Genomic DNA, 13,050 nt, shown 5'->3' on the forward strand with positions numbered 1-13,050 from the left:
CTCAAAATCCTGATCATAACGTCAGCCTAACGCCCCGGAAAAAGGCGTTGCCGTTTGCGCAGAAGCTCCTATAAATCCGCGCTGCAATTGACGTTCGCCCGGAGCAAATCTCGCCGCAGACGAGACCGGACCGCGCCAACGGCCATGCGTGAACATTCGGGCTTCGAAGGTCTCCGCTAACATATGAAAGTAAATCTTGCAGGACATAGTCGGGCGGCGACCCTCCGAGGCGCTGCCGGATAGGTTCGGTAAGGTGGCAGGCACAGACATGAGGTCTGGCGCCAAGTGATCCTGTCTCTTTGTGTTTGCCGAGTGTGCGGCTGTCCAGCTGCACCCGAACTGGGGAACGCCTTGTTTAAAATCGCCAAAGCCAATGCTGCCGCACCCTTGATGCCGGGCTCGCTGGATTACACCAACCATAATCACGAAATGCTGGCGCAACTTTCCGTCTCCGAAAGCTGGATCGCAGACTTTTCGACTGGTGTGATCAGGCTCGGAGATTGGAGCGCGATGCTGCACGGCCTCTCGATGCAGGAATCCGGCCTGTTGAGCCTGGTGCGCTGCTACGACGCCAAGGACCGCAACCACGTTCTGCAGCTCTTCGAACAGGCGGCGACGCTTTCCTCATCCTTCTGTTTTTCGACAACCATCATCATGCCGAACGGCTTCCGCCAGCCGCTCTTCTGCATGGGCGAATCCAATGGGCTGGAAGAAAAATACAGCGGCAGCATGGTCGGCGTCTTCGTCTTCCCGCGCTTCAAGCTGGAAGGCGCCAGCCAGATCACCAGCAGGCAGTAATCTGGGTGCAAGCCCTCAAGAAAAAGGCCGGTCCTGCGACCGGCCTTTTCTGTTTCAATCCAAAAATCAAGCTGGCTTGACCGGGATATTGAGCCCCTTCTCGCTTGCCGGCCGGGCGATGCAGCGCTGCAGCCAGTCCATGACGGCGGGGAATTTCGCATATTCCAGCACCTCGCGACCGCCATAGAAGATGTCGGCGCCGCGGATCCACGGGAAGGTGGTGATATCGGCGATAGTGTACTCGTCGCCCATGATCCACTGACGGCCCTGCAACCGGCTTTCCAGAACGCCCAGCAGGCGCTTGGCTTCATCGCGATAACGCTCCACCGGATAGGAATTGTTGGCGACCTTATCGGCTGCGAATTTGTAGAAATGGCCAAACTGGCCGAACATCGGGCCGATACCAGCCATCTGGAAAAAGACCCACTGGATGGTTTCATAGCGGCCCGCAGCATCGGCCGGGATGAGCTTGCCGGTCTTCTCTGCCAGATAGAGCAGGATGGCACCGGATTCGAAAAGGCCGATCGGCTTTCCCCCGGGGCCGTTGGGATCGATGATTGAAGGGATGCGGCCGTTCGGGTTCAGCGAGACGAATTCCGCCGTCTTCTGATCGGTGGTCGCGAAGGAAACATAATGGGGCTCATAGGGCAGACCGAGCTCCTCCAGCGCCACGGAAATCTTCACGCCGTTCGGCGTCTGAAGAGAGTAAAGCTGGATAATGTCAGGGTTTTCGGCCGGCCAGCGGCTGGTGATCGGAAATGCGGAAAGATCTGCCATCAAGTTCTCCATAGTGAGGAGGCGACCATAGAAGAGGGTCGCCATACAAGGCAAGCCGCTCGATCGTTTCGTATTAGTGAACAAACTGTCCGCTACTGTTTATCTTTCCCTGACGCTAGAAAAAGGCGAAATACAGGGCATCCGAGGTCCCAACACGGTGCCGGGGCATCAAGACCTCAAGAGCCATTCAACGGAGAAACGTCCATGTCGAATACGAACAACGTCCTCATCCTTCTCGCCCGCATTCTTTTGTCCTTCATGTTCATCTTTGCCGGCTTCGGCAAGGTAACCGATCCTGCCGGCACTGCAGGCATGATCGCCGGCGCCGGCCTTCCGGCTTCCACCGCGCTGACCTATCTCGCAGGCCTCTTCGAACTCGTCATGGGCATTTCCGTGCTCATCGGCTATCAGGTCCGCTACACGGGCTGGCTGATTGCTGCCTTCTGCGTGTTTACCGGCATCGTCTTCCACCTGCCGACCGTCAACGTTCCTGATTTCCCGGCTGCTGCGAACGGCTGGATCAACGGCCTGAATTTCGTGAACTTCCTGAAGAACGTTACGCTCGCCGGCGCCTACATCATGCTCGCCACCAATGGCGCAGGCGCTTATTCGCTCGATGCCCGTCGCGGCCTGCAGGCAGCCGCTGCCCGCTAAATTCGATATCCTCCTAGACATGCAAAACCCGCCGTCGAATGACGGCGGGTTTTCCGTTTTCAGGTCTTTGCCTCGCGCATATCGTTATCGCAAACCGCTGCACAGTTTTGCGCGACAAGCTCTAGAAATCAGAGAACCGAGCGGACGGCTTCGGCGATCGCTGCTACCGTCGGTGTATCGGCATGTGCATCCTTACGGGCGCGCACCAGGCAGGCTTCCGAGCGCAGGATGACGCCATCGGACAGCACCTTGAGGTGATTGGCACGCAACGTCGAACCGGTCGATGTGATATCGACGATGATATCGGCCGAGCCGGAAGCCGGAGCGCCTTCCGTGGCGCCCAGGCTCTCGACGATGCGATAGAGTTGGATACCATGCTGGCTGGAGAAGAACTGCTGTGTCAGGCGCCAGTATTTCGTGGCAATCGCCAGGCGGCGACCGTGGCGGGCGCGGAAATCGGCGGCGACATCAACGAGGTCGGCCATGGTATCCACATCCAGCCAGATTTCGGGCACGGCAACAACGACATCGGCATGGCCAAAGCCTAGCCGGGCGCAGAATTCGACCCGCTTGTCCGCCTCGGCCAGCCCCTCGCGCACGAGATCTTCGCCGGTAACGCCGAAATCGATCGAGCCGTTGCCGAGCTCACGGGAGATTTCAGAAGCAGACAGGAAAGCAATTTCCACATCGTCCCAGCCTTCGACGCGGCCGCGATAGGAGCGGTCGTTGCCGACGGCATAGATTTTCAGGCCGGCGCGCTCGAAGATATCAGAGGCGTCATCCTTCATGCGGCCCTTGGAGGGAAGCGCAATGGTGATCGTCATGCTGCGGCCCTTTCGGTTTCGATACGGTCGAGCCAGAGGGAGAAGCCGACGGCGGGAATGCGGTCCTTAGCGCCGAGGAAGGTCAACAGCCTGTCGAAGCGGCCACCACCGGCTAAAACCGCCGTGGAACCTTCAGCCATGACCTCGAAGACGAGGCCGGTGTAATAGTCGAGCGGGCGGCCGAAAGCGGCGCGATATTCGATCAGCGAAAGATCGACGCCGGCATTGGAGAGTGCCGCCACACGGCCATCGAAGCGCGCCAGCGCATTGCCGAGTTTCAGCCCTGCGGCATCGGCAAAATGCGAAAGCGCTGCCGATGCATTGACGAGCGGTACGTTGAGCGACAGGAACTGCTCCAGCAAGTGGAAGGCTGCATCATCGAGCCGAGTTTCAGAAAGAACCAGCTTTTCCTTCAGCCGGCGGGCAATCTCCTGCGGCGAGCGGCTGGCATTGGTGGAATAACCGGTCGCCTGCATCGTCTCGTCGATATGGGAAATCAGCGCCGCCTCGTCCTCCAGGCCGACCAAATGAGCAACTTGGTCATCAAGGCCGGTGACAAATTGCGGGCTGACGAGACTCGCCAGCAGAGCCTCCAGTTGCATCATATTGCCGAAGGCGTGGATCAGCCGCTTCTGCCAGCCGAGTGGCAGGCCGAGCGCCTGCACGACCGCCTCGAACACGGCCTGATCGCCTATCGTCACAGAGAGATCCCGGCCGGGCAGCAGGCGCGAGAGTATGCCGACGGCGTCACCGATCGCGCGGGCATCGGCACTGGCGAGATTGATATCGCCGAGATCCTCGATGCCGGCCTGATAGAATTCGTTGCTGCCGTCGCGGCGCTGGCGGAAGACTTCGCCGAGATAGGAATAGCGCTTCGGCGTGCCCGTGGCGCTCTCGATATGGCGCAGACAGACGGGAATCGTGAATTCCGGACGCAGGCAGAGACTGGCGCCCGTTTCGCTTTCCGTCATGAAGATACGCCGGCGAAGATCTTCACCGGCGATATCGAGGAAGGGTTCGGCGGGCTGGATGACCGGCGTGTCGATGCGTTCCGCCTTGCGGGCGGAAAATTCGTCCAGAAGCTCGCCGGAGAAGTTCGGGAGGTTGATGAGGGCCATATCAGCCCGCCCTCTTCCGGTCCTCCGCCTGTGCGGCGAGGATTTCCTTCACCTTGGCGACGAGATCGGCCTCCGGCACGGTTTCCTGCGCCACGCGCGCCTCGCGCCAGGTCGTGTTGTCCTCGATCTCGCCGGAGAGGCGCTTGCCCTCGATGAGATCCTTGATCTGGACGACACCCTCAGCGCGCTCATCGCCGCCCTGGATGATGGCGATCGGGCAGCCGCGGCGGTCGGCATATTTCAGTTGGTTGCCGAACTTCTTCCAGTTGCCCTGGAACATTTCGGCGCGGATGCCGGCGGCGCGAAGCTCCTGCGTCAGGCGCTGGTAGCGGCCCATGGCATCGACATCGCCATCCATGACGGTGACGAGCACCGGTGCGATGATGTCCTGCTGGCCAAGCTTGCCGAGGTTCTTCAAAGCCGTCATCAGGCGCGAGACGCCGATGGAAAAGCCGGTTGCCGGAACCGGCTGGCCCATGAAGCGGGAGACGAGACCGTCATAACGGCCGCCGCCGCCAACGGAGCCGAAGACGACCTTCTCGCCCTTTTCGTTCGTGACGTCGAAGAGCAGTTCGGCCTCATAGACCGGGCCGGTGTAATATTCGAGACCGCGCACGACAGAGGGATCGATCTTGATGCGGTCGGACTGATAGCCGGCGCTGGTGACGAGCGCGCCGATGAAATTCAGTTCCTCTACGCCTTCGGCGCCCTTCTCGGTGCCGGCGACCAGCTCAGCGAGCCGGACGGCACTTTCGGCATAGTCCTTGATGCCGACGAAGAAGAGGACGTTCTCGATCTGATCGTCGTTGAGCTTGGCGCCCTTGGTGAAGTCGCCGGATTCATCCTTGCGGCCTTCGCCGAGCAGCAGGCGCACGCCTTCGGGGCCGAACTTGTCGAGCTTGTCGATGGCGCGCAGCACGTTGAGACGCTGGCCGGCCTTGTCATCCCCGCCGAGGCCGATCGCCTCCAGCACGCCGTCCAGAACCTTGCGGTTGTTGACGCGGATGACATAGTCGCCGCGCTTGATGCCGAGCGCTTCCAGCGTATCGGACATCATCATGCACATTTCGGCATCAGCCTGAACGCCCGGTGCACCAACGGTATCGGCATCGAACTGCATGAACTGGCGGAAGCGGCCCGGGCCGGGCTTCTCGTTGCGGAAGACGTAACCAGCGCGATAGGTGCGGTAGGGAAGCTGGATTTCGTTGAAATTTTCCGCGACATGACGGGCAAGCGGCGCCGTCAGGTCGTAACGCAGCGACATCCACTGCTCGTCATCGTCCTGCAGCGAGAAGACGCCCTCATTCGGACGGTCGCTGTCCGGCAGGAACTTGCCGAGCGCATCGGTATATTCAAGCAGCGGCGTTTCGACCGGATCGAAACCGTAGTGCTCATAGACCTCGCGGATCTTCGCGGTCATTTCGTTGACGGCGCGGAGATCGGCTGCGGAGCGGTCGACAAAGCCGCGCGGAAGGCGGGCCTTGAGCTTTTGGGGTTTCTTCTGCTTGTCGTTCATTTCGGGGAAATTCCACATATGTGACAGTGGCGGTTTCCTAGCGGATTGGGCGGGTAGCGGCAAGGGTGAAGGGTCTTGATATGGCGACCAGAATCGATTGATCGATGAGGAAAGGACCAGACATCAGGATATCGCCATGATCGCGGAAGCGCTTCAGTATCTCGCCACGGCCACGCTCACGGGCAGAGGGTATCGCCGTTTCGTCCGTTATTCGGTCAATCTGTGGTCCCGCGCCGGCCGCTGTAGCAGGGACTGGGCGGCGCATGAAGAGAATAGCAAGAACGCCGTTCGCGCCGCCATCAGCGGTTTTTCACAGCGGCGGACGGCCGTCGTGCTCGGTTCCGGGCTGCTCCGGGATGTGCCGATCGAGGACCTGGCTGACAGTTTCGATACGGTCGTTCTCGTCGATCTCGTGCATCTGGCATCCGTGCGCCTACGGCTGAGGGGCAAGCGCTACCGGAACGTTCGGCTGATCGAACGCGACGTTTCCGGCTACGATGATCTCAAGAAAGGTGAGAATCCGGAACCACTCGGATTCTTGCGTGGCGTGCCCTATCTCGATTTCGTCGTTTCCGCCAACCTGCTGTCGCAGATCGGGCGCGGCGTCAAACGGCGATACGAGACAGAAGCATCATCCGGGATGCCTGCTGATACCGTCGAACGGCTGATCGCCGCGCATATGCAGGGGCTAGCGGCCTTGCCTTGCCGCAGCTGCCTTGTGACCGACATTTCCTACGTGGTCATCGACCGCACCGGCAGGATGCAAGAGGAAGCAGACCTGCTCCACGGTATCGCGCCGCCCGAGGCAAAGGCCAGCTGGGACTGGCCGGTCGCACCGTTTGGAGAGGAAAGCCGCGACTACGAGATCGTTCACAAGGTGATCGCAGCCTGGTGAACCACTTGGCTTTTCGCCTGCGCTTGCCTATGTTTTTTCCATGCGCGCTTTGGCTCTCATCACGATGTTCTTCGGCTGGCTGGTCTACAGCACCATGTCGGCGTGGGCAGGCTGTCCAACCTGCGCATCGATGAACATGTCGGTTCAAGCCGACAGCAGCACGGCGCATCATCACATGGAGGGCATGGCTATGCCTGACATGGCGGCCAAGGGCGATTCAGCGAAAGACCCTTGCTCCACGGGCATCGCGCATATGCCGCTCTGCGCCGCCTGCGTGGTGCTCCCCGCAACTGCAATGATACCCGATGGGGGCAAGCATGTTTTCGCCTATCCTGCTCCGGCCCTCGACCGGGCATTGAGAGACAACAGACCCGCCCCGCAGGCGCCGCCTCCCCGCTTCATCTGACAAACCCCTTGGCAGAACCGCAGCCATAGGCTGCTGCACCAACCTATCGTCAGACAGAGGAAGGAACTCTCATGTCTCTGAAAATCATCGCCCTTTCCGCAATCATCGGCTTTGCCGCCCCAGCCTTTGCCGAGGACATGCCGATCATGGACATGTCCAAGCACATGGGCGGCCACGGCCCATCCAGCCAAGCCTTCACCGAGGCTAATGACAGGATGCACAAGGATATGATGATCAAATTGAGCGGCGACACCGATGTGGATTTCGTCCGCAGCATGATCCCACACCATCAGGGAGCAATCGACATGGCGAAGATCGAGCTGCAATACGGAAAAGATCCTGAGATCCGCAAGCTTGCGGAGGGTGTCATCAAGGCGCAGGAAGCTGAAATCGCCGAGATGAATGCCTGGCTGAAGGCGCACGCCAAGTAAGCCGGCAGCAAAGAACAAGAGGGCCGCCGTCGGAACGGCGGCTCTTTTCAATCAGGCCTTTGCTTGATCAGGCTTTGGGCTCGAAATCGGCCGGGCGGCGCCCGGCGGCCTGGCGGGAAAGCATCCAGCCCGGGTATTCCGGGGCCAGTGCGCTTACCTCATCGAGCCGCTTGATATCGTCGGCATCGAGCTTCAGCTTGACGGCGGCGAGGTTCTGGTCGAGCTGTTCGACACGCTTGGCGCCGATGATGACGGTCGTCACGAAGGGCTTGGCGAGGATATAGCCGAGCGCCACGGTGGCGACGCTCACGCCATGCTTTTCGGCAATCTCGCGCATGACGGCGACACAGGCCCAGGCGCGGTCCTTATCGACGGGCGGAAAGTCGAAGCTGGCGCGACGGCCTTCGCCATTGCCCGGTGCGCCCGGACCATACTTGCCCGACAACAGGCCGCCGGCGAGCGGCGACCAGACCATGAGGCCGAGCTTTTCTTCCTGCAGCAGCGGCACGATATCACGTTCGAGATCACGGCCGGCGATCGAATAATAGGCCTGCACGGTCTCAAAACGGGCATAATCCTTGCGCTCGGAAATGCCCAGCGCCTTGGCGATGCGCCAGGCCTGCCAGTTGGAAACGCCGACATAGCGCACCATGCCGCGGGCAACGAGATCATCGAGCGCGCGCAGCGTCTCGTCGATCGGCGTGACCGGATCGGTGGCATGGATCTGGTAGAGATCGATGTGATCCGTCTGCAGCCGCTTCAGGCTGGCTTCGACGGAATCCATGATATGGCCGCGCGAGGCGCCGCGATCGTTCGGCTTGTCCCCCATGACGCCATAAACCTTGGTGGCGATGACGACATCCTTGCGCGGTACGCCAAGGTTCTTCAGCGCCTGGCCGAGCAGGCGCTCGGATTCGCCTGATGAATAGACGTCCGCGGTATCGATGAAATTGACGCCGGCATCGAGCGAGCGCTGAACGATCTCATCGGCTGCCTTCTGGTCGACATCGGCGATGGCGCCCCACATGGTGCCTTCTCTGGCTTCACCGAAGGTCATGGTGCCGAGGCAGATTTCAGATACGAAAAGTCCGGTATTTCCGAGTTGATTATAACGCATGTCGAGAAATTCCCTTGTGTCTGCCGCAATAGGGGCTTGCGGACTGCTGAACTGTATTTTTTGATTATTGGCCTGCGCATGACAGGCACAGCCGGAGCTGGCTGCAAGGTGAGGCATTCTTGATGTAGGTCGCGGCCCGGCGTTTTTCAACGGAACACGGCCTCTGTTGAGACGCCCTTGTCTCGACACAGGCGGGGAATAGATTGCCCGCCCTATAGAGACAGGGCGTATTTCAAGAGGTGTGCATATGACCGCCCGACCATTGACCACGATCGGTTTCGATGCCGATGACACGCTCTGGCAGAACGAACAATATTACCGGCTCACGGAAGAGCATTTTGCCAGGCTTCTCGCCGATTTTGCCGAAGGATCGAGGATTTCCGAACGGCTGCTCGACGCGGAGAAACGCAATCTCGCGCATTACGGTTTCGGCATCAAAGGCTTTACGCTGTCGATGATCGAAACGGCGATCGAGATCACCGAAGGCAAGGTACCGGCAAGCGTGATTGCCAAGATCCTTGATACCGGACGCGACCTTCTGTCCCATCCGGTAGAAACCCTGCCATATGTGCGTGACACGCTGGAGACGCTGGCCGGAAAATATCTGCTGGTGCTGATCACCAAGGGCGACCTCTTCGACCAGGAGCGCAAGCTTGCCCAGTCGGGACTCGGTGATTACTTCGATACGGTCGAGATCGTGTCGGACAAGACGGCCGTCACCTATCGGCGCATCTTCTCCAAGTGCGGCGACGGGCCGGAGCGGGCAATGATGGTCGGTAATTCGCTGAAGTCCGATATCGTCCCGGCCATTGCCGCCGGCAGCTACGGGGTTTTCGTGCCCCATGAACTCACCTGGGTGCTGGAGCGGGTGGAGGAACCGAAAGATGCGCCACGCTTCCGCAAGATCGGCCATCTCGGCGAATTGCACGGGCTGATCGACGGGTTAGGCTAAAGGATCTCTTTGTTTTTGCGCAATTCCGGACGCAAGACCGTTGCACAGTTTTGCTGGAATTGCTCTGGCCTATTTCCGCTTAGGAAAGAGCGACGGCTGCTCCTGGGCAGGCGCCGGTTGCGTCGGCTGGGGTGCTGCGGCAAGCGGCTCGATAAGGATACTATAGGGCGCGCCCAGCCCGCGGCGCGGGGATACCTTGGAATAATAGGGACGCAGCAGCCAAGTGGCGTTTTCCTTGACCGTTGTCTCGTAGCTCGTGCCGTCCTCATCGGTGCCGAAAAACGCCTCGTCGTCCGGCTTCGACAGGTCGAAGATCGCGAGAAAGGCATATTTGCTCTTCGTCTCGAAGCTGATTTTCACATGCTGGCCGGCGCGCACCGGCAGAGTATAGACGTAGCTGTTGCCGAACTTGGTCCAACCCTTCAACTGCATGGTCACGGCGGGGAACTGCAGCTTTTCGATTTTCTCGCCGGGATCGAGTTGTGGCGTCTGCGCAAGGGCTGCGGAGGCAGACAGAAAAAGAGCTGCGGCGAATTTAACAATCGACTTCATGGGCGCACCAATGCTGCGCGCATCGCCTCCACTTCCGGGCGGCAGAAGCAGCCGTCGAGATGATCGTTGACGAGACCCATTGCCTGCATGAAAGCATAAACTGTGGTCGGCCCGACAAAGGTCCAGCCGCGCTTCTTCAAATCTTTGGAAATCCGCACCGACGTGGCCGTCGTCGGATTGGCGACGACGTGCTCGCGGTCGACGACTGCGGGCCGATCCTCGGGGCGCGGCTCGTAGCTCCAGAAATAACGGGCGAGTGAACCGAATTCGCTCCTCAGATCGATTGCGCGGCGCGCATTGTTGATGGTCGAGACGATCTTGCCGCGATGGCGGATGATGCCGGCATCGGCGAGGCAGCGGGCGATATCCTCATCGCCGAAGCGCGCCACCTTCTCGAAATCGAAGCCGGCGAAAGCGGCGCGGAAATTCTCGCGCTTGCGCAGGATCGTCAGCCAGGAAAGGCCGGACTGGAAACCTTCGAGGCAGATCTTCTCGAAGAGCCTGATGTCATCGGTGACCGGCCTGCCCCACTCCTCATCGTGGTAGAGCAGGTAATCGGGCAGATTCGCATGCCAGTGGCAGCGGCTTTTGCCGTCCCCGCCGATGATGATGCCGGTTTCGCTCATATTTTCTTCTCGTTCTGCGCCTGCGAATCCGGCTTTACCATTTGCAAACCTTCTTTCCAAACCGAACGGTAACCCTGACGAAAAGTTTATCCGGTCGTTCGTCTTTTAATGAATCTACATTTACCATTCGCTGGCGGACGCGGTGGCAGCATGACCGCAGGCGGACAATTCCGCCAGCGCATTTTCGGTCATTTGTAGAGAGTTCGTCCGATGATGAAACCCCTTGTCCTTGCCGCAGCCATACTCGGCATTTTGTCCACGGCCGCCCTTGCAGACGACCGCTACGCCTCCCGTCCGCCCGTGGTGTTGAGCCCCGATCTCACCGCCCCCTGGATCAACCAGCTCGGCGGCGGTTCGGTTCGTCCCGTCGTCTACCAGCGGCCGGTCGTCGTACAACAGCGCGGCCTTTTCCAGCAGCGCCGGACGTACATCCAGCGCGCACCGCAGCCGGCACCGCAGACCGTTTCGGCCATCCGTCCCGGCGTGCCCGTCATCCGCGGGCAAGTCGATCCGCAATTCCTGCCGCAGATCGTCGACTACGATACGAAGGAGAAGCCCGGGGCGCTCGTGATCGACACCAACAACCGCTTCCTCTACCTGGTCATGAATGGCGGCAAGGCCCGCCGCTACGGCGTCGGCGTCGGCAAACCCGGTTTCGAATGGGCGGGCGCCCACACGATCACCCGCAAGTCGGAGTGGCCGGACTGGACGCCACCCTCGGAAATGGTGAGCCGGGAAGCCGCCAAGGGGCACTATCTTCCCGCCCGCATGGATGGCGGCCCGGAAAACCCGCTCGGCGCCCGCGCCATGTATTTGGGATCAACGCTCTACCGCATTCACGGCACGAATGCGCCCTGGACGATCGGCAGCGCCGTCTCCTCCGGCTGCATCCGCATGCGCAACGAAGATGTGGTTGACCTTTACGATCGCGTCAACGTCGGCACCCGCGTCATCGTGATGTAAAGAGCAAATAATGGGCAGCGGACGGCAAGAACAGCCGCCCGCTGACCTACAAAAAAGCGTGTCCCCCATCTCTCCGACTTGAAATTCAAACCGATTTGACTAGCCTCTACGCGGTTCTGAAGGAGAGGGTATCGAAAATGAAGCAGTTTCTAAGGCTCGCAGCGGCGGCGGCCGTTGCGTTGTCCTGTACGGTTGTGACCGTCAGCGCTGAACCGGTCATGACGGCAACGGATGCCGTGCGCGGCGTCAAGCAGACACGCGAGATCAAGCAGCAGTTCCGCAAGCGCGTGGTCCGTCTTTCCACCAGCGAAAAGCCCGGCACCATCATCGTCGACACCAACAACAAGTTTCTCTACCTCGTAGAAGGCAACAACCGCGCCACGCGCTATGGTATCGGCGTCGGCCGCGATGGCTTCGGCTGGTCGGGTGTCGTGTCGGTCGGACGCATGGCCGAATGGCCGAACTGGACGCCGCCGGCAGAGATGCGCGCCCGTGAGGCCCGCGAGGGCCACAATCTTCCTGCCGTCCAGCCCGGCGGCCCGGACAATCCGCTCGGTGCGCGCGCCATGTATCTCTACAAGGGCGGCCGCGACACGATCTTCCGCATTCACGGCACAAACCAGCCCTGGACGATCGGCCTCAACATGTCCTCCGGCTGCATCCGTATGATGAATGACGATGTCTCGCATCTTTACAGCCGAGTTTCCGTTGGCACCAAGGTCATCGTCGTTGGCCCCGGCAACAAGCAGGGCAATGTCGCCTTTCAGGACAAGGGCGTCGATATCCTGCGGACCATGTTTGGCGGTTGAGCAACACTTTCGGCAAAAAATGAAGGCGCACTCGATGCGCCTTTTTATCCTTTAAGAATGTGACACATGAATCTGCCAGAGAATTGAACTGATAGCCTTTTGGTACTTCGGGGATATTCGATGGCATATGCATTGCATCGTTCCACCGCGCTTCTGGCGGGCATTGCGTTTTCCGCGCTTGCGTCGGCGGCTGGCACGGCTTCGGCTGAAGATCTGGAATTCTCTATCTACGGCGGTTACCAGACGGCGCCGCATAGCGATGTCGACGTTTCCGACGGCACGTCCTTTAGGGCGGGCTGGGAAGGCAAGTCCTTCGGCAGCCCGCCCTATTACGGCGGCCGCGTCACCTGGTGGCTGGGCGATTTCAACCTGCCGAACTGGGGCGTGTCACTCGATTACACCCATGACAAGGTCTATGCCGACGACGAAACCATGGCCCGTTCACCGGGCTGGACGCATTTCGAATTCACCGACGGCCTGAACCTCCTGACGGTCAACGGCCTCTACCGCTTCAAGGATCCAGCCCGTCGCTGGACACCCTATCTCGGCGCCGGTGTCGGCGTGAACATTCCGCACGTCGAAGTCACCCGTCCCCAGGGCACGACCTTCGAC

The 13,050-nt window shown here is 60.2% G+C and carries 16 protein-coding genes; 9 read left to right on the top strand and 7 right to left on the bottom strand.

The features are described 5' to 3' along the window. Positions 1-351 precede the first annotated feature (351 nt). Positions 352-798 (top strand): hypothetical protein, encoded by a 447-nt coding sequence (locus tag AC1DUP_RS33260; RefSeq protein WP_477836842.1) that lies wholly within the window; start codon positions 352-354, stop codon positions 796-798. Between the two features lie 66 nt (positions 799-864). On the opposite strand, the gene AC1DUP_RS33265 is transcribed toward AC1DUP_RS33260, so the two are convergent. Next, positions 865-1,575 (bottom strand): glutathione binding-like protein, encoded by a 711-nt coding sequence (locus AC1DUP_RS33265; RefSeq protein ID WP_113308172.1) that lies wholly within the window; start codon positions 1,573-1,575, stop codon positions 865-867. Positions 1,576-1,779: 204 nt separating this feature from the next. On the opposite strand from AC1DUP_RS33265, the gene AC1DUP_RS33270 reads away from it, so the two are divergent. Continuing rightward, complete coding sequence (locus AC1DUP_RS33270; protein ID WP_113295123.1) at positions 1,780-2,229, top strand: DoxX family protein; 450 nt, start codon at positions 1,780-1,782, stop codon at positions 2,227-2,229. A 128-nt stretch (positions 2,230-2,357) separates the two neighbouring features. Here AC1DUP_RS33270 and hisG read toward each other — a convergent pair whose 3' ends face one another. The 3 genes from hisG to hisS are packed head-to-tail and all read right to left on the bottom strand — an operon-like array spanning position 2,358 to position 5,687. Beyond that, the gene (gene hisG / locus AC1DUP_RS33275; protein WP_113295122.1) at positions 2,358-3,053 is read right to left on the bottom strand and encodes an ATP phosphoribosyltransferase; all 696 of its coding nucleotides are present in this window, start codon (positions 3,051-3,053) and stop codon (positions 2,358-2,360) included. Then, on the bottom strand, positions 3,050-4,171 hold the full coding sequence (locus tag AC1DUP_RS33280; protein WP_477836843.1) for an ATP phosphoribosyltransferase regulatory subunit: 1,122 nt from the start codon (positions 4,169-4,171) through the stop codon (positions 3,050-3,052). The genes hisG and AC1DUP_RS33280 overlap by 4 nt, the downstream gene beginning before the upstream one ends. Before the next feature lies 1 nt (position 4,172). Continuing rightward, positions 4,173-5,687, bottom strand: a complete 1,515-nt coding sequence (gene hisS, locus AC1DUP_RS33285) for a histidine--tRNA ligase (RefSeq protein ID WP_477836844.1) — start codon at positions 5,685-5,687, stop codon at positions 4,173-4,175. A gap of 136 nt (positions 5,688-5,823) precedes the next feature. Between hisS and AC1DUP_RS33290 the strand changes: the two genes are divergently transcribed. From AC1DUP_RS33290 to copM, 3 genes are all read left to right on the top strand, one after another. Further along, positions 5,824-6,582 (top strand): hypothetical protein, encoded by a 759-nt coding sequence (locus AC1DUP_RS33290; protein ID WP_477836845.1) that lies wholly within the window; start codon positions 5,824-5,826, stop codon positions 6,580-6,582. A gap of 40 nt (positions 6,583-6,622) precedes the next feature. Continuing rightward, positions 6,623-6,988: a hypothetical protein gene (locus AC1DUP_RS33295; protein WP_113295120.1), complete on the top strand. Its 366-nt coding sequence runs from the start codon at positions 6,623-6,625 to the stop codon at positions 6,986-6,988. A gap of 71 nt (positions 6,989-7,059) precedes the next feature. After that, the gene (gene copM / locus AC1DUP_RS33300) at positions 7,060-7,419 is read left to right on the top strand and encodes a CopM family metallochaperone (protein ID WP_113295119.1); all 360 of its coding nucleotides are present in this window, start codon (positions 7,060-7,062) and stop codon (positions 7,417-7,419) included. Between the two features lie 67 nt (positions 7,420-7,486). Here copM and AC1DUP_RS33305 read toward each other — a convergent pair whose 3' ends face one another. Next, complete coding sequence (locus AC1DUP_RS33305; RefSeq protein WP_477836846.1) at positions 7,487-8,536, bottom strand: aldo/keto reductase; 1,050 nt, start codon at positions 8,534-8,536, stop codon at positions 7,487-7,489. Between the two features lie 247 nt (positions 8,537-8,783). Here AC1DUP_RS33305 and AC1DUP_RS33310 point away from each other — a divergent pair, with 247 nt between their 5' ends. Then, positions 8,784-9,488 carry an HAD family hydrolase gene (locus AC1DUP_RS33310; protein WP_477836847.1) on the top strand — a complete coding sequence of 235 codons (705 nt, stop codon included), beginning with the start codon at positions 8,784-8,786 and terminating at the stop codon, positions 9,486-9,488. Positions 9,489-9,557: 69 nt separating this feature from the next. Here AC1DUP_RS33310 and AC1DUP_RS33315 read toward each other — a convergent pair whose 3' ends face one another. Both AC1DUP_RS33315 and AC1DUP_RS33320 read right to left on the bottom strand, forming a co-directional pair. Next, entirely contained in the window at positions 9,558-10,040 is a 483-nt protein-coding gene (locus tag AC1DUP_RS33315; RefSeq protein WP_477836848.1) for a hypothetical protein, read from the bottom strand. After that, a complete protein-coding gene (locus tag AC1DUP_RS33320) occupies positions 10,037-10,666 on the bottom strand; it encodes a DNA-3-methyladenine glycosylase I (protein ID WP_477836849.1) in 630 nt (209 codons plus the stop codon). The genes AC1DUP_RS33315 and AC1DUP_RS33320 overlap by 4 nt, the downstream gene beginning before the upstream one ends. Before the next feature lie 210 nt (positions 10,667-10,876). On the opposite strand from AC1DUP_RS33320, the gene AC1DUP_RS33325 reads away from it, so the two are divergent. The 3 genes from AC1DUP_RS33325 to AC1DUP_RS33335 form a co-directional block, all read left to right on the top strand. After that, positions 10,877-11,629, top strand: a complete 753-nt coding sequence (locus AC1DUP_RS33325; protein WP_477836850.1) for a L,D-transpeptidase — start codon at positions 10,877-10,879, stop codon at positions 11,627-11,629. A 137-nt stretch (positions 11,630-11,766) separates the two neighbouring features. Next, positions 11,767-12,438 (top strand): L,D-transpeptidase, encoded by a 672-nt coding sequence (locus AC1DUP_RS33330; RefSeq protein WP_477836851.1) that lies wholly within the window; start codon positions 11,767-11,769, stop codon positions 12,436-12,438. A gap of 120 nt (positions 12,439-12,558) precedes the next feature. Next, on the top strand, positions 12,559-13,050 hold a 492-nt coding region (locus AC1DUP_RS33335; protein WP_477836852.1), incomplete at its 3' end, for a lipid A oxidase.

The organism is Rhizobium sp. 01L419, assembly GCF_056400025.1.